Source organism: Pontibacter oryzae, assembly GCF_003576375.1.
Lineage (GTDB): Bacteria > Bacteroidota > Bacteroidia > Cytophagales > Hymenobacteraceae > Pontibacter > Pontibacter oryzae.
The window spans coordinates 547,392-568,335 of the sequence record NZ_QWGE01000003.1; the positions used below are offsets into that span (position 1 = coordinate 547,392).

General features: G+C 50.5%; 17 protein-coding genes. 10 read left to right on the forward strand and 7 right to left on the reverse strand.

Going from position 1 to position 20,944, the window contains the following annotated elements; genetic code table 11:
- Nucleotides 1–14: 14 nt before the first annotated feature.
- The 3 genes from D1627_RS11125 to D1627_RS11135 all read left to right on the forward strand — a co-directional run bounded on the left by D1627_RS11125 (nucleotide 15) and on the right by D1627_RS11135 (nucleotide 3,236).
- On the forward strand, nucleotides 15–638 hold the full coding sequence (locus D1627_RS11125) for a rhomboid family intramembrane serine protease (RefSeq protein ID WP_119432308.1): 624 nt from the start codon (nucleotides 15–17) through the stop codon (nucleotides 636–638).
- 217 nt (nucleotides 639–855) lie between these two features.
- Nucleotides 856–1,218, forward strand: coding sequence for a fasciclin domain-containing protein (locus tag D1627_RS11130; RefSeq protein WP_158607179.1), 363 nt, complete (start codon nucleotides 856–858; stop codon nucleotides 1,216–1,218).
- 239 nt (nucleotides 1,219–1,457) lie between these two features.
- Entirely contained in the window at nucleotides 1,458–3,236 is a 1,779-nt protein-coding gene (locus D1627_RS11135; RefSeq protein ID WP_119432310.1) for an SLC13 family permease, read from the forward strand.
- Between the two features lie 152 nt (nucleotides 3,237–3,388).
- Here D1627_RS11135 and D1627_RS11140 read toward each other — a convergent pair whose 3' ends face one another.
- Together D1627_RS11140 and D1627_RS11145 are read right to left on the reverse strand one after the other, a co-directional pair.
- Complete coding sequence (locus tag D1627_RS11140) at nucleotides 3,389–4,123, reverse strand: hypothetical protein (protein WP_119432311.1); 735 nt, start codon at nucleotides 4,121–4,123, stop codon at nucleotides 3,389–3,391.
- Nucleotides 4,124–4,478: 355 nt separating this feature from the next.
- The gene (locus tag D1627_RS11145) at nucleotides 4,479–6,335 is read right to left on the reverse strand and encodes an ABC transporter ATP-binding protein (protein ID WP_119432312.1); all 1,857 of its coding nucleotides are present in this window, start codon (nucleotides 6,333–6,335) and stop codon (nucleotides 4,479–4,481) included.
- Between the two features lie 170 nt (nucleotides 6,336–6,505).
- Here D1627_RS11145 and D1627_RS11150 point away from each other — a divergent pair, with 170 nt between their 5' ends.
- The 3 genes from D1627_RS11150 to D1627_RS11160 are packed head-to-tail and all read left to right on the forward strand — an operon-like array spanning nucleotide 6,506 to nucleotide 10,516.
- On the forward strand, nucleotides 6,506–9,112 hold the full coding sequence (locus D1627_RS11150; protein WP_119432313.1) for a DUF3857 domain-containing protein: 2,607 nt from the start codon (nucleotides 6,506–6,508) through the stop codon (nucleotides 9,110–9,112).
- A 40-nt stretch (nucleotides 9,113–9,152) separates the two neighbouring features.
- Entirely contained in the window at nucleotides 9,153–9,998 is an 846-nt protein-coding gene (locus D1627_RS11155; RefSeq protein WP_119432314.1) for an energy transducer TonB, read from the forward strand.
- A gap of 59 nt (nucleotides 9,999–10,057) precedes the next feature.
- A complete protein-coding gene (locus D1627_RS11160; RefSeq protein WP_119432315.1) occupies nucleotides 10,058–10,516 on the forward strand; it encodes a hypothetical protein in 459 nt (152 codons plus the stop codon).
- Between the two features lie 564 nt (nucleotides 10,517–11,080).
- On the opposite strand, the gene D1627_RS11165 is transcribed toward D1627_RS11160, so the two are convergent.
- Genes D1627_RS11165 through D1627_RS11175 form a run of 3 tightly spaced genes read right to left on the reverse strand, consistent with a single transcriptional unit; the run spans nucleotide 11,081 to nucleotide 14,889 of the window.
- Nucleotides 11,081–12,130, reverse strand: coding sequence for a glutathione synthetase (locus tag D1627_RS11165; protein ID WP_119432316.1), 1,050 nt, complete (start codon nucleotides 12,128–12,130; stop codon nucleotides 11,081–11,083).
- Between the two features lie 41 nt (nucleotides 12,131–12,171).
- Nucleotides 12,172–14,019, reverse strand: a complete 1,848-nt coding sequence (locus tag D1627_RS11170; RefSeq protein WP_119432317.1) for a flavohemoglobin expression-modulating QEGLA motif protein — start codon at nucleotides 14,017–14,019, stop codon at nucleotides 12,172–12,174.
- 60 nt (nucleotides 14,020–14,079) lie between these two features.
- Nucleotides 14,080–14,889, reverse strand: a complete 810-nt coding sequence (locus D1627_RS11175; RefSeq protein WP_119432318.1) for an N-formylglutamate amidohydrolase — start codon at nucleotides 14,887–14,889, stop codon at nucleotides 14,080–14,082.
- A gap of 126 nt (nucleotides 14,890–15,015) precedes the next feature.
- Here D1627_RS11175 and D1627_RS11180 point away from each other — a divergent pair, with 126 nt between their 5' ends.
- The 4 genes from D1627_RS11180 to D1627_RS11195 all read left to right on the forward strand — a co-directional run bounded on the left by D1627_RS11180 (nucleotide 15,016) and on the right by D1627_RS11195 (nucleotide 18,370).
- Nucleotides 15,016–16,569: a rhomboid family intramembrane serine protease gene (locus D1627_RS11180; protein WP_119432319.1), complete on the forward strand. Its 1,554-nt coding sequence runs from the start codon at nucleotides 15,016–15,018 to the stop codon at nucleotides 16,567–16,569.
- 339 nt (nucleotides 16,570–16,908) lie between these two features.
- Complete coding sequence (locus D1627_RS11185; protein ID WP_119432320.1) at nucleotides 16,909–17,109, forward strand: zinc-ribbon domain-containing protein; 201 nt, start codon at nucleotides 16,909–16,911, stop codon at nucleotides 17,107–17,109.
- A gap of 2 nt (nucleotides 17,110–17,111) precedes the next feature.
- Complete coding sequence (locus D1627_RS11190) at nucleotides 17,112–17,486, forward strand: magnesium citrate secondary transporter (protein WP_119432321.1); 375 nt, start codon at nucleotides 17,112–17,114, stop codon at nucleotides 17,484–17,486.
- A gap of 158 nt (nucleotides 17,487–17,644) precedes the next feature.
- Nucleotides 17,645–18,370, forward strand: a complete 726-nt coding sequence (locus D1627_RS11195; protein ID WP_119432322.1) for a head GIN domain-containing protein — start codon at nucleotides 17,645–17,647, stop codon at nucleotides 18,368–18,370.
- Nucleotides 18,371–18,444: 74 nt separating this feature from the next.
- Here D1627_RS11195 and D1627_RS11200 read toward each other — a convergent pair whose 3' ends face one another.
- Both D1627_RS11200 and D1627_RS11205 read right to left on the reverse strand, forming a co-directional pair.
- A complete protein-coding gene (locus D1627_RS11200) occupies nucleotides 18,445–19,827 on the reverse strand; it encodes a M28 family peptidase (RefSeq protein WP_119432323.1) in 1,383 nt (460 codons plus the stop codon).
- A 550-nt stretch (nucleotides 19,828–20,377) separates the two neighbouring features.
- Nucleotides 20,378–20,935: an acyl-CoA thioesterase gene (locus D1627_RS11205; protein WP_119432324.1), complete on the reverse strand. Its 558-nt coding sequence runs from the start codon at nucleotides 20,933–20,935 to the stop codon at nucleotides 20,378–20,380.
- Nucleotides 20,936–20,944 lie beyond the last annotated feature (9 nt).

Genomic DNA, 20,944 nt, shown 5'->3' on the forward strand with positions numbered 1-20,944 from the left:
TTCTAACTTAGAACATGAGCGTTACCATCATCCTTATCATCATCACTGTAGGTGTAACTTTATACGCATGGCAAAATCAAGACCTCATGCACAAGTGGATCTTCCAGCCTTATGCCGTACAGCGCGATAACTCCTGGTACCGCTTTTTAACTTCCGGCTTCCTGCACGCAGATTTTTCTCACCTGCTGTTTAACATGTTTACGCTGTTTTTCTTTGGCGATGTGGTGGAGTATGTATTTACAACTGCTTACGGGCCAACCACTGGTATACTTTTATATTTACTGGTATACTTGGGCGGTATCATCGTATCAGATATTCCTACCTTCTTTAAGCACCGCAACGACCCGCCTTACCGTGCTTTAGGGGCTTCGGGTGGCGTGGCAAGCATCGTATTTGCCAGCATCCTTTTCTACCCTACACTGGATATTTGTCTGTTTGCTTTGCTTTGCTTGCCAGGCTTTATTTTCGGTATACTTTACATGATGTACTCATACTTTTCGGGCAAGCGCATGGGCGATAACATTAACCACGATGCCCACTTGTATGGCGCAATCTATGGTTTCTTGCTGAGCCTGCTGCTGGTGCCAAGCGCGCTGCCGAGCTTCGTGGACCAGATAGCGGGCTGGCGCTTGTTTTAAACTGTTAAATAAGCGATATAAGGGAGGGTGTCCTGGTTTTCAGCTGTTATGGGATAGGCTGCGTATAAAAGCCTGACAGTAACTTGATTTACCCATGGCGCACCACTACTCCCATACTCCCCTTAAACTATTCTTTATAGTATTTTTTATGCTTTGCTGGCAGGCAGGGCAGGCACATAAAGCTACATTACCAGTAAACCAAGGGCAAAGCACTCTAATGGAACTGGTTATAAAGGAACGCCCTGCGCTGGCCGATCTCCTGACGAAGGCCGGGCTTGCACCCTTATTCTCCGCAGATGCTTCCATTACCTTGCTTGCTCCTCCAGAAGCTGCTTTACAAAGTATGAAACAGGAATCTCCGGAGCGCTTGCGGGCCATACTTTCGGCGCACATTATCAAGGGATCTTATCAGGAAAAGGACTTCAAAGATGGCGCGACACTCAAATCTATCAGTGGCGCCGAGATTACCGTGTGCCGTAAAAAAGACCATACGCTGGTTAATGGTGTGCGCATACAGGAAGCTAATCAGCCAGCGAAAAATGGTGTACTGCATAGCCTGAGCGGCATAATCAGAATTTAAGCTATAAACAGCAAATCATACTTCTTTAAGTTATACTCACTCAAATACACTTTATCTGGCAGCAAGCTTAAGTCCTGAAACAGGATAGGACAAACGCAGCCCCGTTGGCAAGCAAATAACTGGACTTGTAACCGTAGCTACACAAACCAAGTTATAGTATCTAAAAACCTTGCCCTTAGCCTGTTAGTTTTTTCAGGAACGATACGGATGCAGGTTTAATCACCTTTAGCTTTGCACCAATGACCTTTGAGATTGCCGTTGTGCTAGGGATAATTGTGCTTGCGGTTATATTATTTGTAACCGAGCGGCTCTCTATCGATACGGTAGCCATACTTATCATGGTGCTTTTTATGGTTACTGGCATCCTTACGCCTACCGAGGGCTTCGCCGGTTTTAGCAATCCTGCTACTGTTACAGTGGCCTGTATGTTTATCATCAGCTCTGCCATCTTTAAATCTGGGGCGCTTAACAGTATAGGCATTGGCCTTACCCGCATAGGCCGTAAGAATTATCTGCTGTGCCTGCTCTCGCTCATGCTTATTTCCGGGAGTCTTTCTGCTTTTATCAATGATACTGCGGTGGTAGCTTTGCTTATGCCTGTTGTGATCCAGGTTAGTAAGGATATCCGGGTTAGCCCTTCCAAGCTTCTTATCCCGCTTTCTTTTGGCGCTTTAATGGGCGGAGTCTGCACGCTTATCGGCACCAGTACCAACATATTAGTAAGCGGTATTGCGCAGGCGCAGGGCGAGGAGCCTTTACAGATGTTTGAGTTTGCCCCGGCTGGCATATGGTTCTTGGTGGTAGGCGTTTTATACATGTTCTTTATTGGCCGCCACCTGCTGCCTAACCGCAAGCTTACCGAAAACCTCTCCGAAGACTTTGACTTGGGCGATTACCTGACCGAGATTGTGCTACTACCTGATTCTGCATCGGTAGGGCTACCACTGCAGGAATCCAGCCTAGTGCGCGACCTAGACATAGAGGTGATGCAGGTAACGCGGCAAAAGGAAAAGATTCAGGTTTTTCCTATGCTTATACTTCATGCCGACGATATACTGAAAGTGCGTATCGGCGTGCAGAAACTTAAAAAGCTCAAGCAGGAGCGAGGCGTCAAGCTGAAGTCGGAGCGCAAGTTCCGAGACGAGGACATGAGCATGCGCGACAGCAAACTCTATGAGGCTATTGTTACGCCCAACTCATACATGGAGGGTAAATCCCTGAAGGAGCTAAACTTCAGATCTTATAACTATGGCGCATCCGTACTGGCCATTCGCCACCGCGACGAGATTGTGCACGAGAAACCTACGCATATAAAACTTTCTGCCGGAGATGTACTGCTTATCGCGGCCGATACACAGCAGGCCGAGAAATTGCGCCAAAACGATGCCCTGCTCATTATCTCACAAACAGAGCGAAGCCCCTTCGATTATAGCAAGATTATACCGGTGCTGCTGATAAGTGTGGGCGTGGTTATAGCTGCTGCCACAGGCTTGGTGCCCATCGTGCTTAGTGCGCTGGTGGGCGTTATGCTACTGATTATACTTGGGTGTATCCGGGTGGACGAAGTATACAAAGCCATCGACTGGAAGGTGATTTTTATGCTAGCAGGGGTGCTGTCTATGGGGGCGGCGTTAGAGAAGACCGGTGCTGCCAAGCTTCTTGCCGATTACCTGATTTACGGCGTGGGGGAATACGGCCCACAGGCGCTTTTGTCGGTGTTCTTCTTTATCACGTTTATGGCCACCAACTTTATGTCTAACAATGCTACGGCGGCCTTGCTGGCCCCAATAGCTATTGTTACGGCCCAAGAATTAGGCGTAAGCGTGAGGCCTTTCCTGATGGCAGTGGCTTATGCCGCCTCGCTCAGTTTTATGACACCGATGGGCTACCAAACCAACACCATGATCTACGGCCCTGGTAACTATCGTTTTTCAGACTACCTAAAAGTTGGCACGCCGCTTAACATACTGTTCTGGATACTGGCTTCTATCATACTTCCATACTTTTTTCCGTTTTAGACATATATAGGTATAAATGGATGTTCCACGTGGATAGGGACTTGGCCTTCAATACAGGGATAGCGGCAAGCGGTGGCATAGCCAAGGCCACTGGCAGTCTCGTGTGTTAGCACAAGTAGCCAGTGGTCTATGTATTCAAATCAAAGTTAAGTTCAGCGCGTAATACGCACGAGTTCTTCCCGTTCCATGCCACCTTCAATCTTCTCTGCCAGGATCATACCGATGCCCTTGGCGTAATACTTGTTTTCTGCAACATCGGGCTCCAGGGCAGTATACTCCCTGGTCTTAACACAATGCCTGAAAGTACCTAAGCCAATCTCAACGGTGCTGTTCGTGTTGATGATCACAGCTTGGTCCTCAGCCTCTCCAAGGTAAAACTCCTGGTAATAAGGCACGCCTATATGGGCTTTTGGGTTGGCATACATAATAATGCCGGGCTGGGCACCGTCAACGCCTGCTTCCCATGATCCTGCTGTACTCACCTCACCGTCTTCATATGCTTTTGTATCTTCTCCAAAATACCACACATTGCCTTTGTTATCCTGGGCAAACCAATCGAAAGTGTCCTCTACCAAGTCGCCATCTTCATCAGTTGTCACCTCATGCACTACCCGGCAAGTTACACCCATAATCACCTTTGTATCGTGTGTTATCTCTACCTTAAGGTTCTCGGTCTCGGTTTCGCCATCTTCTACACTGGTATTTACATAGTAAAGCGTGTTTCCGGGTGTTAGCGGGAAATAGGGGTTATCAATAACTGCCGGGGTAAAGTTGCGCGGGTCTATTTGGCGGTCAGGTGGGAATGGATTAAATAAATCATCCTTGTTGCAGGACGGCAGGAGAAAAAGCAGGCATATCAACAAAAGAATTGATGTGTTTATTTTCATAGGATTTGGACTTAGGGGGTTGCAAAGTATTTATCGGAGCCATAGTACTACTCTTCAGAAGTGAAGAAACGAGAGGATGCATAATGGCAGAGGCCTTCTGTCAGTCTAATTTAAAACGTCTGGTATATAATAATAGTTATTTATTTTTGTGAATAACCAATTTAAACGGGTTGGCTCCCTTTCACTATAGTAAGGATCTAAAAGCTACTGACGACGCTCCAGTGGTACGATATAGAAGTATGATAAGCAAGAGGGTAAAGGAGAAAAGCAGAATATGTAGGGTTTGCGTTACCAGAGTATGGGCAAAATAAACCGGTGTTGGTAGTGAGACTAGGCTGTTATTGTACGGCCAGCACTATAAATACCCTTTCGCCTGCAATTGAAACAGCTCGGCGTATTTGCCGTTATGAGCCAGCAGTTCCTCATGAGAGCCAAGCTCTTTTAACTGGCCCTGCTCCAGAAACAGAATACGGTCGGCCATGCGTACGGTAGAGAAGCGATGCGAGATAAGCACAGCTGTTTTGCCTGCAATAAGTTCGGAGAAGCGCAGGAAGACCTCATGCTCCGCGCGGGCATCCAGAGCAGAGGTAGGCTCATCAAGTATAAGTAGCTGCGCATCGCGCATATAGGCCCTTGCCAGCGCCACCTTCTGCCACTCTCCACCCGATAGGTCCACGCCATTGTTGAAGCGCTTGCCAAGCACCTGCTCATACTTATCCGGTAGGCGCTGGATGACAAGGTCTGCCAGGCTTTTCTGCGCCGAGCCTTGTATACGCTCCTTATCCAAAATATTACTGATTTGCCCGATAGCAATATTGTCGGAGGCTGTCATCTGAAAGCGTACGTAATCCTGGAAAATGATACCCACTTGGTGGCGCAGGTCGTTCAGGTCATATTCTCTCAGGTCTATGCCATCTAAAAGTATACGGCCCTCAGTAGGCTCATACAGCCTGGCCAAAAGCTTAACCAGCGTAGTTTTGCCTGCCCCATTCTCACCAACCAATGCCAGCTTCTCGCCTGCCCGTAAATGAAAAGACAGATGTCGCACCGCCCATTTTTCAGAGTTGTGGTACTTAAAGCCGACGCCCTCGAAGGTAAAGCCCTGCTTAATGGGGCGGGGGATGGGCAAGGGGTTCTCGGGTGGGGTTATTTGCGGCCTTAGCTCCAGGAAGTCGAACAGATCCTGTAAGTATAACGCACTCTCCGCAATCTGCGAGAAGCGCGTCATGATGCCTTGCAACAGGCTGCGCATGTTGCTGAACGAACCGGCCAGGAAGGTAAGGCTACCCACTGTAATGGCTCCGGCCACCGTCTCGAAAAGTATAAAAACGTAAGCGCCGTAGTATGCCAGCGTGCCAATGGCTGAGAGCGCGCTGCCCCAGAAAGCACGCTTCATAGTAATGCCTTTATTTAGCAGATAATATTTATCAGACAGCTCTTTAAAGCGCCCAGCTAGAAAACCAGCCAGATTAAAAGTTTTGATTTCCTTGGCTGTTTCGTCGGAGGCACCAATGTAGCGGAGGTAGTCCAGCTCGCGGCGTTCGGGCGTCCAGGAGCGGGAGAGGGAGTAGCTGCGCTCGTTAAAGTGCGTCTCGCCTAGGAAGGATGGGATCACGGCTATCAGAAGTATAAGTATGAGCCAAGGGTTAAATGCAATTAGGCCCACGGCCAGAAAGCCAATCGTTACCATATCCTGCAACTGCGACAGCACTTGCGACATAAGCACAACCCGGGTTACCGTTTGCCGCCGCGCGCGCTCCAGTTTATCGTAAAAAGTAGCATCCTCGAACTGGGCCAAATCCAACTTGGCGGCATGTTCTATCAGGGTTACGGAAGTACGGTTCGAGAAAAGGTCGCCTAGCAGGCTATCCACCAGTGTGATACCGCGGTTAATAATGTCGGAAATTACAGCCAGGCCAAGTTCTATGGCCACCAGCGTCCAGAGGTATGTTAGGTTTTGGTCTCCGGTAACATCAATCAGCCGAATTACTTCATCAATAATCAGTTTGCCAACATAAAGCATCGATAAAGGGATAGCAGCCTTTACCAAGCGGAGGAGCAGGTTTGTAACGGTTAGGCTAGGGCTGGTGCTCCATATAAGCCGGAAAAATTTGGGTAGGTTCTTGAGCGCGCCCATTTGCTCGCGCAGGCTTTTTTTGTCCTTATCGGTTTGGTTTATACTTGCTCTGGCTCCTTTGTTCGCTTTATCCATGCTCTAATTTACACTTTTGGGCGCATCACTCCGATATAGCTATACAAGCAGGAGGGTAATTTGTTTGTGTGTGGCAAGTTTTAGTGCAATTTTATGGGCAAGAATATATTTGGATAACACAATTCATATTATATTTAGAAGATCAAATAATTCCCAGTTAGTACAAGCGCATGACACACCTTTACACTGAAAACAAACGCAAAGCATTTCTTCTTTTGGCCTTGCTGTTCGGGCTGATATGGCAGGCCCACGCCAGCGCCCCGAAAAATCTGAAAGTTACCCCGGAGCCGGGCTGGGCCATAAAGCTGCCGGCACGCACCACTACCAAAATCAACCCAGACCACGTAAACGGAGGCTATCATTACCTGCTCACCAACGTGCAGTACGAGCTAGCTCTGCAGGAAACGTACCACCAGTATACATACAAACTGCTGACTGAGGAAGGCGTGCAGAACTCCTCAGAGATCAGGCTTAACTTCGACCCCAACTACGAGCAACTGCTCTTGCATAAAGTGCAGGTATGGCGCAACGGGAAGGCCATAAACAAGCTGGACCTGGCAAAAGTAAAGGTGATACAGCGCGAGGAAGGCATGGACGCCGGCATCTACGATGAAAGCCTGACAGCCATACTTGTGCTCGACGACATCCGGGTAGGCGACGTAATAGACTATGCCTATACTTCCAAGGGCTACAACCCCGTGTTCGGGGGCAAGTTCTTCACGGGTTTTAACCTGCAGCAGTACGACCCCGTGGATGAGCTACTGGTAAGTATGGTTGTGCCGCAGGGGCGCAAGCTGCAGTTTAAGTACCACCTGGATGCCCGCAAACCCGAAACCTCCACATCCAACGGAAAAACAAGCTATACCTGGCACCTGAAAAACCTGCCCGCCACCAAAATGGATAACAACCTGCCCGACTGGTATGACCCTTACCCCGGTGTGTATGTGTCGGAATTTAAGAGCTGGCAGGAAGTGGCACGGTGGGCGCTGCCGCTGTTCGAGGTGAAGGAAGCGCCCTCTAAAAAGCTGCAGGCCAAGATTGATAGTATAAAAGCAAGTACAGGCAGCGACGAGGGTCGTGTAGAGGCTGCGCTGCATTTCGTGCAGGACGAGGTGCGCTACTTGGGCTACGAGGCGGGCATTGGCGGGTACAAGCCGCACATGCCCAACCAGGTGTTCGCTAACCGCTTCGGCGATTGCAAGGACAAGGCGCTGCTGCTGGCCTACATGCTGCGGCAGATGAACATAAAAGCCAGCCCGGCGCTGGTTAACACCACGTTGGATGGGCACATCAGCAACCTGCTTCCCTCGCCGAGCGCGTTTAACCACTGCGTAGTGCGTGTAGAGCTTTTGGGCGGAAAAACATACTGGTACGATGCCACCATTAGCAAGCAGCGCGGCAGCTACAACAATATTTACATGCCGGCTTACGGCAAGGCACTGTTACTGGCCCCTGGCACCAAAACGCTGGCCGCAGTGTCGGGGCCGGTTACAGAGGGGCCAACCGTAAAGGTGCGCGAGATCTATTCTATCGATAAGGTTGAGAATGATGTGGTGCTGGAAGTCCGGACGGAGTATAGCGGTGCTGAGGCCGATTACCAGCGCAGCAGCTTTGCCACCACCAGCATGTCCGACATCGAGAAAAACTACCTCAACTTCTACGCCAACGCCTACCCTGAAATTGAGTTTGCCGATAACCTGCGCTTCGAGGATAACGAGCTGGATAACATATTCACCGTGATCGAGAAGTATAGCATACCCGGTTTCTGGCAGCCGCAGCACGCCAACGAGGATGTGCTGGAAGCCTGGTTCTCGCCGTTGGTATTTAATGGCTACATAAGCCGTTTGCAAAGCAGCAAGCGCACCATGCCTATGGCCCTGAACCACCCGGTGCACGTGGAGCAAAGTATAAAAGTGCTGTTACCACAGGCCTGGCCCCTGGATAACCAAGACCAGGAGATAGACGATGAAGCCTTTTGGTACAGCCGTAAGATTGCTTACAGCTCCAAAGGCACCGAGCTTAACATTGACCTGGCTTACCGCTCTAAGCAGGATTTCGTTAGCCCGGAAGCCACTGCCACCTACCTGCGCAACCAAAAGGCCATGGTTGACAACATGGTGTATGGCCTGACGTTTAACAAGGGCCTTGTGGATAGCATTAGCGACTTTAAATTTAGCTGGACGGTAGGCATCATGTCGTTGTTAACATTGGTGCTGCTTGGCTTCGGGGCCTACAAGCTATACTTCTGGGACCCGGCACCAGTTGGCGGTGAGCTGCCCTATGGCGGCGAGAGCCTGGGTGGCTGGGTAATCGTGCCCTTGCTGGGGCTTATTTTCACGCCATTTTCAGTTATCGTCTCTTTTATTTCGGAGGGCTACTTTAACGCCAACCTATGGGAGAATATTTCCGGCAACGGGTCAGGTGCGTTTCTAGTTGGTGCAGAGATGGCGTTTAATCTGGCGCTGCTGGCCTTTAGCGGGCTTTTGATTACGCTATACTTAAAGCGGCGCTCCAGTGTGCCAAAATTAATGGTTGCCTTTTACGTGAGCAGGCTGGCATTTATGCTTCTCGAACTTGCGCTTACCTCCGCTTGGGGTATTGGTGTAGCAAATGAGAAATTCGGCTCCAACCTGTTAGGCACTTTTGCCGGCGTCGCGATTTGGGTGCCATACTTCCTGCTTTCGTCCAGGGTAAAATCAACCTTCGTGGAGCGCCTGTACCCGCAGCACGAGGAGGTGTATGCCGAAGAAGAGGAGGAACAGGCCGCAGTGCGCTAAAAATCAAGTATACTTACCAAGCTAATCACTTACCACAAACATGAATATTATTGACTTAACGCACAGCAAACGTATGCTGCTGTTACTTACGGGCGTTGTTTTCTGTGCCCTGCTGCCCGCCCACGCGCAAACAAAACAAGTAAGGTACCTCAGCGAAACCCAAAAGGAAGTACCGGCCTCAGAAGCATACTTTATCGATGTAAAGGAAATAAACGAAGCCGGGGGCGGTACCCGGACGCGCTTTCTGGCAAAGGACAGCACAAAGGTGCACCAGCTTACCTACAGCAACTTTGAGGGTGGTAAAGAGAACCTCGGCCATCTGAACGGGCCTTACTCGGAGTGGCATGAAAGCGGCCATTTCAAGATTAAAGCCAGCTACGAAAACAACAAACTCAACGGCGAGTACAGCGCGTGGTACGACAGTGGCCAGTTACAATACACGTGCAAGTATAAAAACAACATGGTCCAGGATACGCTGGTAGGTTATTTTGAGTCAGGGAAAGTGCGCCGCATAGAGATTTACGAGCAGGGCAAGGTAGTTTCCGGCAAGGTATACAACGAGGCCGGTGCCGAGCTAAGCTATTTCCCGATGCGGGAGATGCCGGTGTTTCCCGGCGGCGAGCAAGCAATGCTGCGTTGGCTGGCCACCAATATAAAATACCCCAAAAGCACCCGCAAGGCAAAAGTGCAGGGTTTGGTTTTAGTGAGCTACGTGGTGAATGAGCAGGGTAAGTTAGAAAACATTGAGCTTATTAAAGGCATACACCCCGATGCCGATGCCGAGGCGTTGCGCGTGATCCATACTATGCTGGTATGGATAGCGGGAAAGTATGAGGGTGAGGCCGTTCCGGTGCATTATACCTTGCCCATCCGGTTCAGTTTGTAGCCTGCGTTTTATACTTTCCTGGTATCCGAAACTGCCCATATCCAGTATGATACCCTACTATGACACGGTATCTGCTGTTTTTCCTGACGGGCGTTGCTACGGCAACGGTAATATTATTCTTTAGAGGCTATGTATCGGTGCCGCACAATGTATACTCGGATGTGGCGCTTCGGGCTGGCATGATTCTTTTTGGGCTAACCTCCTGGCTTACGCTGTTCCGCATAAAGGCTGGTGCGCTACTGGCGCTGTTAAGTTCGCTGGCTATAAGCCCGTGGCTGGTGCGTGTGGGGCTGCGGGTTTGGGATGCAAGTATAGATGCGCCGCAGGCAGTGCAGTTCGTGCACCTGGGCGTGTCGGTGCTGGTGTTTCTCTCGCTGCTAGTTAGTGTACGGTATGTCTTTAGCCGTGGCTCCTGGCGCTCCGGCACGGCAGCGCCGGGCTTTGTGCTGAAACTCATACTTGCCGCCATTCCGCTGGCTATACTTACCACCTGGTTCCTGGTGATGGATAAAGTATAGGCTATAAAATGAGAAAAGCCCCGCCATTTAATGACGGGGCTTTCTCTCACCTTAAAACAAACTAAACTAATCTAAACTTTATCTAACCTTATCTTTAGTAATAATACATCGCGTTTGGGGCGGCATTTCAGGTTTTAATCCTTTTCTGCCAACGAACTAATGGTGCACCACTGAATAAATCCTGAAAATTTTTCCAGCTCCGGCTTGTGTGTTAATTTAGTGTTAACTATATTAGCCTTCCGGTATAGTGTACCCCTTAATTCGGGTGCAAAATTACTCCTTTGTTTTCTTTTCCAAAAGGAAAATCATAAAAGATTTTCTGCCACTCCGCTATATTCTCTGCTTTGCCAAGTTAACCTTTTGATTTAAAGGAAGTTGCTCCTGTGAAATATTTTCAAATTTTACAGAATCGGCCATCGATTTTCAGCCAAAGCCCCTCGGTTGATGTATAAACTTTGATAACAGAGTCTAAAGCATCGCTAAAAACCAACAGTAAAGAGGCCCGAAAAAGAAAAAGCAGGGTATGAGCCCTGCTTTTATAGAATAGATTTGGTGGTGTGCTGCCTAAATCATAGCCACAGTTTTATTGCTCACCTGCACACCATACGTTTTTTTGTAATGTACTTTGCGCTCAAGGGCCTCAATAATCGGCTCTGAAAAGTCTACACCCTCTAGTTCGCTGGCATCGGGCAGAGCGCCGGGGCTGAACACGTTTATCTCCATCAGCTTGTCGCCCACTATATCTAAGCCTACCAAGAACATGCCATCCTGTATTAGCTTGGGTTTTACCAGTTCTACCAAATCGAGCATGCGCTGATCTACTTTGGCATGCTGGGCAGAGCCCCCGGCGTGCATGTTGCTTCTGATGTCGTCTTTGCTGTTTACACGGCGGATAGCGCAGTACTTGCCTTTATGCTGCAGTGCCTCGCCGTTCATCACAAACAGGCGCACGTCGCCTTCCGTGGCCTCTGGCAGGTACTCCTGGGCAATCACGTAGCCATCGCGGCTGATGGCCTCCACAATCTGATTCAGGTTAGTAGAGTCATTCTTCTTCACCATAAACACGCCTGAGCCGCCAGAGCCTTGCAGGGGCTTCAGGATGATATTGTTCTTCTGCTCGTTAAAGAACTGCTTAATCTCGTCTTTGTCGCGGGTGATGAGTGTACGCGGGCGCACTGCCTCCGGGAAGTGCTGAAAATACATCTTGTTCACGGCATCGGATAGCTTGGTCGGGTCGTTTAGCACGATCACGCCATGGCGCAAGGCCAGCTGGCCGAAAATAATGCCGGCGTTCTGGGCCCAGGCGCGGCCCTCGCCCTCAGAAGACGGGTCGTTGCGGAGCATGAGCACATCCAGGTCAGGGGCGGTAACACGTACTCTATTTACTTTCTCCCCCTGTATTGCCTCCAAGTAGGTGGTGCAGGATTTATACTTGTGCTTCGGGTCGGCTTGCACGGCCTCGGCACCCATGTATCCATCGGGGTAATAGGCCAGGTCGCCAACACCCATCAGGTACACGGTGTGGCCCTTGTTGTGCATGCGCTGCGCCAGGAAAATGGTGGTGTAAGATGCTTTCTCGGTATTTATATCGTTTACTACAAATCCTATCGTCATGGGGTGGTTTTTATACTTAGGTTGATAATGCGGTTGGAAGATTATAGTAAGTTAAATACTGAAATACCGCTTTTAAGTTGTTCCAGCTTTGGTTGGATGCTGCTGTCGAGCAGGTAGCGAGGTTTTATCGGGACTGGGCGCAGCACTTTCCGGTAGATCAGTTCCTGCACAATCGGGATGTAATCCTGCCGGATCTTGCCGATGAGCAGTGGTTCCAGTTCGTTGCCCTCCTTCAGGTAATTGAGCAGGTGCACCAAGCCGCGCAGGTATACGGCGTCTTTGGTAAGGCCGCCGCCACGGTGCACGCGCATGGTTACGTCCCAAGCTGTCTCATCGTCGAAGTGATACGCATCTTTTAAACGCCAAAAGTTATCTGTAAAGCTGCAGCCCTTGGTAAGATGGTACACAGCCACCACGCGGGCAGCTAAAATGCGCATACGCGTGTGGTCGAGGCCGCCCACCAGCCACTCGCTCAGCACGGCAAGCCCTTCCTGCAGCTCCTCATAGCCCGGGCTGCCCACGTACAACTGGTGCAGCGGCTGTGCCTTGCCATTAAAGTATGTCAGGATATGGGTGCCAACTTCATGCTGTATCAAAGCCTGGGCGCGGTGCCTCGGAATCTTGGCATCGGTTCCCACGTTTAACCTGCCCTTCGACACGATGAGCCCCACAATATCATCCCGAACATCCACGCCAGACTCTAAGCCCGGGTATTGCTCTTTCAGGAAAGCGATCTCCTGCTCGGCCTGCGCCACAAACTCAGACACGGGAATAATCTCGGGAGAGGATTTGTGGTCAGATTCCGGAACAGTGGCAAGTATGCCTTCGGCTATTTTCAGTAGTTGGTCATCCACGGTGCCGTAAAGCTGCATGCTGCTGTAGAGAAAATCCGGTTTGTTGCGGTCTGCAAGCATGGTCAGCATCTTGTCCAGCTCATGGCGCTTGTCGCGGAACAGGTAGCCGAGCGTGGGGTCGTCTACCTTCTCGATGGAAATGTTATAGAGCTTGCGCTTGAGCTGGTCGGCATCCACGGGCATGAGGCGGTAATGAAACGTAGGGGCCTTTTCATACTTAGCTTTTTTAAATTCCTCCCAGGCCTCGTTGTTGTTCACGGGGGTTACCAGCAGCAAAAACCGGAACTGGTCGCTTATACTTGTAAGTTGCTTATCGATGCGCCACACAACGCGGTTTACGGCCTGCCGCCCCAATGCCTGGAAATGCACCGGGTGATGTGTCGTCTGCACATTCACGAAGTCAAAAACAGTTTTCTTGATGGCGTTGGCCACTTTCTCGCGTAGCGTGCGCAGCAGCAAAGGGTAGATTTTTCCGGTAGAGTCGTTTTTGTAAATCGGTCGGAGCTGCAGGCCAAGCATCAGAATGCTGTGTTTTTTCAGGTCCTCCTCCGGGATAAGGCAAAGCGGCTCCTGTAGCAAGGGCTTGTTGGTAGCGGTGCTTACCGAAGTATGGATGCCGCTCAGTTTTATATTTTGCAGCTCCTGCACAATGGTTTCTGTTGTAGTAGGTAACTGATGTTCCGGCCCCAACACCTTAAAGAGGTCAGTATCTGTGGTGCTGGGCAGAGCGGCCATCACCTCAATAATCATGAAAGCGCCAAACTGATCGGCCATGGCATTGGCTATACTTTGCACAAGCGGCCGTAGCTCCTCAGTACGCTCTTGGTGCGAGATAATGTAAGCGGCGTTAGCTTTAAGGAAGTCGGCAGTAGGGTGGTCTGGCTGGCCTTCAGGGTGGCGGAAAATCACCAAAAAGGGCAGGGGCCTGTCGATGTAGATAAGCCCGCCCTGCGGCAACCGGCGGTGCACCTGCTTGCCACGCTGCAGGCTACGGGTAATTTTACGGATAAAGCTATCAGTTATACTTTCGATCATGTTTGGTGCGGCAGCTAAGTTCTATGCTATTCTACAGGCTTTAGGTTAAACGATAAACGATCAAGAAGTATGGCTCACATTGGCCAGGGCCTCTAGCACGGGGTTGGTGGTGTGCTGCAGCGCAGCCCGTATTTCCTCTACCTGTTCCTGGTCTGGCTCACCGGTCCATTCATCCATAAAGAATTTCTTAAACTCGATGCTCATCACGCATATTTCATCGCCGAAGGTATCGTGGAGCCAGCGCATGAAGTGCCCGCCCTCGAACTTTACGTTCTCGCGCACATCCAGCTGCCGGCCCCGGTAGTCATAGTTGCTCAGGCTTTGGATAAAGGCATCTACCACAGGCGTCCATTTCTCACGGTTCATGTTGCCCGTGCCGATGTTTACCTCCGGGTTCTGCTCCGGATCGGCAGCAGGGCCGTTAGGGCCTTCGCGGCGGTGGTTGTAAGTATGCAGGTCGTAGACAACAAGGCAGCCGTGCTTTGCCAGCAGCTCGGTTAGCTGCCGTTTTACCGCTGCATAAAACTCCTCGTAGCGCCCCATCGATTCTTGCGCAAGCTCCTCAGGCAAGTCCTCTTTCCAAACCTTCAGGCCCCAGGCGTCCTCTGGCTTACGGTAAATGGCTTTCTCGGGCGGGCGGTTTAGGTCCAGTTCAAAGCGGGAGTAGTGCCCCACAATCTGATTATCGGCAACGCTTACCCATGCGGCCGTAAAAGGGTCTTCTTCGCGCAGCCGCTCTGCAGAGGTAAGGTTAAAGCGGCTGCTGAGGTTGGGGCGTACGATGTGGCCATCGTGTATGGCGGTGGCTACCAACGGGCTGTTGCCGGTGCTAATGGTAAAGTATGGGGTATCGGTTTTTGTCTGTGTCATAGTTCTGTATTTGTGTACAATTGTACCCTTTCCGGCAGCTGAAGGTTATATTTCGCCTCCTTGATAAGTTCTATTTTGAGCTTGAGATCGCCTTGCCTATTTTTGCGGGATATCATCCAACATCTTATGAAAACAGACTATACTGCCCAAGCCGAAGCCCTCAGCACAGAGCAGTTGCAAGGCATACTGGAAGATCACAGCCAATACGAGCCACAGGCCATACTTGCCGTGATAGCGGAGATGGAACGCCGCGGGGTGGAAGTGCCTCAGCAGGAGCAGCTCAAGCAAGAGCTAAGCGCGCCGCTGCATCCAGCACCGGAAACGCTGAGCCAGAAATTCAAAAATTTCCTGCAGGTATTCGTACCCAAGGAGCACTATTTTGTAACGCCTATCCTGCTAAACCTAAACCTGCTTGTTTTTATAGTCGGGGCCCTGCTTGGCGTGCATGTGCTGGACCCGGATGCAGAGCGGCTCGTGGAGCTTGGTGCTAACTTTGGGCCTTATACCTTAACCGGCCAGTGGTGGCGCCTGCTTACAAGTATGTTCCTGCATGGCGGCATTGTGCACCTGCTGTTTAACATGGTAGCGCTGATAAACATTGGCATGCAGCTGGAGGCGCTGGTTGGGCGCGTGCAATTTATACTTGCCTACCTGCTGTGCGGCCTTGCCGGCAGTATAGCCAGCCTCTGGTGGACCAGCCCGGAAATCAGCGTGTCGGTGGGTGCCTCGGGTGCTATTTTCGGATTGTTTGGCATGCTGTTGATGGTATTACTGCTAGAGCGCGAGCTCGATTGGAAGAGCAAACGCGCCATACTTGGCAACATGGTTTTTGTGATAGGTATAAACCTGGCTTACGGCATGCGCGGCGGCATAGACAACGCAGCACACATAGGCGGCCTGGTGGCAGGCTTACTGGTAGGCGGTGTGCTGCTCTTACGCTCCAATCGCTACATCACGCAAAACTATGGCTTGCTGGGCAATGCGGTTACGGTAGTGGCCGGCATGCTGGCGCTCTTTATCTGGTTTAAGCAAATACCGTTTACCGGCAAGGTGCGTTACGCATACACCATGGAGCAGGTAGGCAAACTAGAGACCTCAGCCATAAAAGCCGCCCAGGCACTGGACAAGGCCGGAAGCGACTATAACCCTGACGAACTGTTACCGCTGCTAACAGAAGGCATTGCACAATGGGAAGAGGGGGAGGTGCTGCTCGAAAACATAGATGATGCCCCGGCGGGAGAGGAGGGGCGCGTGGCAGCCATGCTGGATTATGTGCGATTGCGTAAACTCTCTTACCAGATGCTGTACGACGACATGAAGGCCAACCGCCCGATCATGCACGCCAAGCAACAGCAAATGATGTATGCCATCAACCAATACGTGCATCAGATCCAAAACAATAGCTTTGATGAGGATAAGCCAGGCAACGTAACAATTCCTGAAATAAAAGACAGCCAGGGCAACCCCGTGCAGCCCGGCCAGATGCAGGAGGCTATCAGCGATCCGTTTTTTGTGATAGACGGCGTAGAGATGGGCACAGAATCCGAAGCAGAACAGATAATGCAAAACATCAATCCGAATAGCATCGAGTCGATAACGGTTCTGAAGCCCGAGGAGGCAAAAGCCGCCTACGGAGAAAAAGCGGCTGGCGGTGCCGTGGTTATCACTACCAAGAAGTAACACGCTGATTACCTGATTCCTGAGTTTATGTATGTCTAAACATTATTAGGCTTTTAAAAAAATATTTGTGTAACTTGATCATAGTGAATATAGTACATCGGTGTTATACCTAACTATATAGCCTATGGCCAAGTTATACAAACCTCTTTTAACGGCAGTAAGCGTCCTATTGCTGGCTTTGCTGATGCATGGCGCACGCGAAGGAGGGTTTTACCCTGCACAACTCCTGGTGCCACTGCTGTTATACCTAATAGGCTTAATAGCAGGCATTTTACTGAAACCAACTTTAACGGCTTAGGCTAACTTGCTTTTAAAGCTTGCCAATTTACCTTTGTGGCTATGGCTACTCCCCAAAACACACCACCAAAAAACTGCCCGGCCTGTGGCGCTTCCGTGCCGGCTAACGCAACACAGTGTCCGGAATGCGGAGCAGCGCTGCCTCCAAAAAGTAAAAACTGGTTCCGAAACCTAACGCCTACAGAAATCTTCCTGATGGTTATCGGGCTTATCATGTTATCTATTGGTTTGGTAGCCGTGTGAGTATGAAAACGATCCGGCAACCATATTTTCTGCTTTGCCTGGCGCTATTCATGCTAAACCAGCTGCTAGAATGGCAGCAACTGTACATTCGCCCGCTCTACTCGTACCTCGATGACCTGCTGTGCCTGCCCCTTAGCCTAACAATAGTGTTGGCAGCCGAACGCGCATACTTCCTCAACCCAGCATTTATACTTCCGAAGAGCCATATCTTACTGGCAATATTTCTGTTTAGTATTGTATTTGAGTTAGTGCTACCGTTCTGCTCATTAGCTTACACCGCTGATTTTTTGGATGTGGTGGCTTATGGCTTTGGCGGAATATTATATGCAGTGCTTCTTAATAATCCGCTGCAGGACTATAGTATACTAGCTGATTGACATGAAGCGTTGTACTAACTCACGGAAGCATAAGCTATTTTTTAGATTTTTTTGGGCTGAGGCAACCTTTCGGGTTATAATGCATCTTTAGGAAAGAAAGCAGCCAACAGGGCTGCTGTTTAATTTAAAATCATTCACTAAAATGACCTTATACAACTATGAACATCAGGAAATTTTACACAGCCGCTCTTAGCGTATTCGCACTTGGTTTTTTACTGCTGCATGTAACGGATGTTGCTGCGCAATCGCTTAGGGGCAATAAGCAAATAACCACGCAAGACCGCAAGGTGTCTAACATTAGAGGAATCGATGTGAGTGGCGGTTTTATTGTAGAGCTAACCCAAGGCAGCAACGAGGGCGTGCGCCTGGAAGCCGAGGAAAACCTGATCGACAACATTAAAACGGAAGTGCGTAACGGGGTGCTGCATATTTACAATGATAAAAGCGTGAGCACCAGCAAGGGTATGAAGGCTTACGTTACCCTGAAAAGCCTGGAAAGTATAGATATTAGCGGCGGTGTGAAGGTTGTCGGTAACTCTACCTTCAAATCATCGGCCCTGAAAGTTGATATGAGTGGCGGCTCCAACGTGAAACTTACCATTGATACCAAACAGCTGAAGGCCGACTTAAGCGGCGCGAGTAAAATAGAACTGCTGGGCAAAGTTGATGAAATGCATATGGAGATATCAGGAGCCTCCAGGATAGATGCCTCTGCACTAGAAGCACGCGAGGTGGAGGTGCATGCCAGTGGCGCGAGCAACGCCAAAGTATATGCCAAAGAGAGCCTGGATATTAACGCTTCTGGCGCTTCCGCAGTGCATTATAAAGGTAGCCCAAGCATCACATCAAATGTGTCGGCAGCAGCCCGCGTATCAAGGTTATAAGAGAAAACAACCTATTATTCAATAGAAAAGCAGCCTCAAGGTTGGGGCTGCTTTTCTGTTTTGTAGAATACTGCTTAGCGCACCGGAGCTGGTAACACAGGCAAGCTGGCGTGTCCATCCTTATCCACTGACTGCACAGCAAAGAAGTAATTATCCTTGGAGTATGGCAGCGTGGCTTTGGTATCGGTTACGTAGAAGCGTTTCTCCCAATTGGGGCTGCTGGTCTCACGCATCAGCACATAATAGCCAGCTGGTTTGGCTCCTTTAGCGGGAGCGTTCCACTGCAAGTCAGTTTTATTGGTGAGGTTAGAGGTAAGCACGCCCACTTTCTCAGGGGCCGCAGGTGCCCAACCAAGGCTTGCCATACTTGCCAGGTTCACGCCGGCGTTTTTGCGCAGGTACTCAAAATCCATGAACTCGGGCAGGTCGCCGTATTGCTTGCCATCTTCTTTGCGCACATCCTGGTGCTGGTGGTCAAAGTCCTCGTTCATCTCGCTCATGCGCACAGCTGTAAAGCCCTGCCTGTTAAATGGCGTATGGTCGCCGCCACGCAGAAAGCGGTCGGTACGGTGCACGAGCACTACATCGATCTGGTCTACATATTTTTCGCCTACCAACTCCATGTAGCGGGCCAGGTTGCGGCTTGGGCTATCGTTTTCGGCGCCCAGCAACTTGCGCAGGCGGGCCTGCTCTTCGGTTTCGTTGGCTGGCGTGCCCTCGCTAAAGATGCGCACTTTCGTATTGTCATGCAGACCGGTTTCGGCAGAGTAGGAGTTGCCTACAATGTCGTTGTTCTGCATGGCAATTAGGTTCCAGCCTTCTTTCTTGGCGCGCTCGGCCAAGTGCGTGGAGCCGTACAGGCCCTGTTCCTCGCCCTGGAAAGCTACAAATATCAACGTAGCCGGAAATTGCTTTGGTGCCATTACGCGGGCCATTTCCATCACCATCGCTACGCCAGAGGCATCATCGTTAGCGCCCGGAGCTTTACTTTTAGCATCCATCACATCGGTGGCCCGGGAGTCGAGGTGCCCGCCTACAATGATCACGCGGTTGTCGTTCGGGTCAGTGCCTTTCAGGATGGCCATAACATTTGCCATTTCAGTGTCCTGAGGCACGCGGCGGCCGTCAGCTTTTATCACAAAGCGGTCCATTTCCACGGTCATGCGGCCACCGGAAGCCTGGGCATACTTCTCAAATTCAGATTTTACCCACTCGCGGGCCGCGCCAATGCCTTCTTTTTTGCTGGTGGTTGTGCTCAAAGTATGGCGCGTGCCGAAGCTTACCATTTTGCGAACCAGTTGCTCCAGGTTTTGGGCCGACAGCTCGTTCACCATCTTTTTGATATCGTCGTCCTGGCGTACAGTTTCCTGGGCTATACTTGGGGTAGGCGTAAGTATGGGCGCTCCGGCCAGTAGAAATAGCGCCAGCAAGGCTTTAAAGTTAGGTTTGATGGTCATAAGTATGTTTAAGGTATAAAAACGTTGTTACAAGTTACAAAGGAAATGGCAGAAATGGGAATTGCGGGTTTCCATAGTGCTTCTTTAGCTGCTGCTGTTTCAGTTTAATACGGGCTATACTTTCTAGCAGCTTTTGATCCTCAGTCTTACAGACCTATAGTTTCATCTCAGGCTCTGGCTCGCTCAAGCCCGCGAGGGCTCGTCCTCGGACATCGCGCTGGGAGCTTTTCCTGCCCTCGTGCCTCGGGCTGCCTCACTGCGTTCGTCACCGGAAAAACTCGCATAGGCGCTCAATCCAATGACTGGGGTCAGTTTTTGATAGCCGCCGCTGACGGAGCTTCAACAGAATTCCCCGCCTTAGCCAAGGAGGGGTTAGGGGTGGTTGGATAATTCAGCTGACGGAGCTTAAACAGTACTCCTTCTCCTGTTTTGGGGATAGGGCCCTCGAGAAAAGGGGAGGGCCGAGGCAGGGTAAATTAGGGGCAGTTGGACCCGGCACTGCAGAAAATCCTGTCCATCCACTAATCCTGCAAATCCTGATTCAGACAATTTAAAAAGCCACCTTGCAGCGCTCCTGCTGCAACTGATGGAGTTCCTGCTCTACCTGAAGTATGGTTTTGGAATTGGCTAGTTCGGTTTCGTAGCGGCGTGAGAGCTCACGGCGCCTGATGGCCTCTAGAAAGCGCCGTCCGTCTTCGCGGGTTTCCAGTATCAGGCCGGGCACTTGGGCGGGTTTGTCGTCATCGCCTTTTGCTACCATCGTAATATAAGAAGTATTGGTATGCTTTATTAGGCCAGTCTTTACGTTTTCGGCAATAACCCGGATGCCCACCATTAACGAAGTGTTACCCACATAGTTGATCGAGGCCTTCAGAGATACCAGGTCGCCCACATCCACGGGTTGCAGAAAGTGTACGCCCTCCACCGAAACCGTCACGCAGTAATTACCTGCATGTTTGGAGGCGCAGGCATAGGCCACCTTGTCCATCAAGGAAAGAAGTATGCCGCCGTGTATTTTGCCCCCAAAGTTGGCGTAGCTCGGTATCATGAGCTCTGTGAGGGTGGTGCGGGAGTAGGAAACGGGGCGGAAGTTCTGATTATCGGTCATGGGCAAATA

Coding starts and splice junctions, on each gene's coding strand:
- D1627_RS11170 (WP_119432317.1), bottom strand. CDS start 14,019: ATGATCGAAAGTATAACTGATAGCTTTATCCGTAAAATTACCCGTAGC.
- D1627_RS11190 (WP_119432321.1), top strand. CDS start 17,112: ATGAAAACGATCCGGCAACCATATTTTCTGCTTTGCCTGGCGCTATTC.
- D1627_RS11125 (WP_119432308.1), top strand. CDS start 15: ATGAGCGTTACCATCATCCTTATCATCATCACTGTAGGTGTAACTTTA.
- D1627_RS11185 (WP_119432320.1), top strand. CDS start 16,909: ATGGCTACTCCCCAAAACACACCACCAAAAAACTGCCCGGCCTGTGGC.
- D1627_RS11205 (WP_119432324.1), bottom strand. CDS start 20,935: ATGACCGATAATCAGAACTTCCGCCCCGTTTCCTACTCCCGCACCACC.
- D1627_RS11165 (WP_119432316.1), bottom strand. CDS start 12,130: ATGACGATAGGATTTGTAGTAAACGATATAAATACCGAGAAAGCATCT.
- D1627_RS11130 (WP_158607179.1), top strand. CDS start 856: ATGGAACTGGTTATAAAGGAACGCCCTGCGCTGGCCGATCTCCTGACG.
- D1627_RS11160 (WP_119432315.1), top strand. CDS start 10,058: ATGACACGGTATCTGCTGTTTTTCCTGACGGGCGTTGCTACGGCAACG.
- D1627_RS11140 (WP_119432311.1), bottom strand. CDS start 4,123: ATGAAAATAAACACATCAATTCTTTTGTTGATATGCCTGCTTTTTCTC.
- D1627_RS11180 (WP_119432319.1), top strand. CDS start 15,016: ATGAAAACAGACTATACTGCCCAAGCCGAAGCCCTCAGCACAGAGCAG.
- D1627_RS11155 (WP_119432314.1), top strand. CDS start 9,153: ATGAATATTATTGACTTAACGCACAGCAAACGTATGCTGCTGTTACTT.
- D1627_RS11195 (WP_119432322.1), top strand. CDS start 17,645: ATGAACATCAGGAAATTTTACACAGCCGCTCTTAGCGTATTCGCACTT.
- D1627_RS11135 (WP_119432310.1), top strand. CDS start 1,458: ATGACCTTTGAGATTGCCGTTGTGCTAGGGATAATTGTGCTTGCGGTT.
- D1627_RS11175 (WP_119432318.1), bottom strand. CDS start 14,889: ATGACACAGACAAAAACCGATACCCCATACTTTACCATTAGCACCGGC.
- D1627_RS11200 (WP_119432323.1), bottom strand. CDS start 19,827: ATGACCATCAAACCTAACTTTAAAGCCTTGCTGGCGCTATTTCTACTG.
- D1627_RS11145 (WP_119432312.1), bottom strand. CDS start 6,335: ATGGATAAAGCGAACAAAGGAGCCAGAGCAAGTATAAACCAAACCGAT.
- D1627_RS11150 (WP_119432313.1), top strand. CDS start 6,506: ATGACACACCTTTACACTGAAAACAAACGCAAAGCATTTCTTCTTTTG.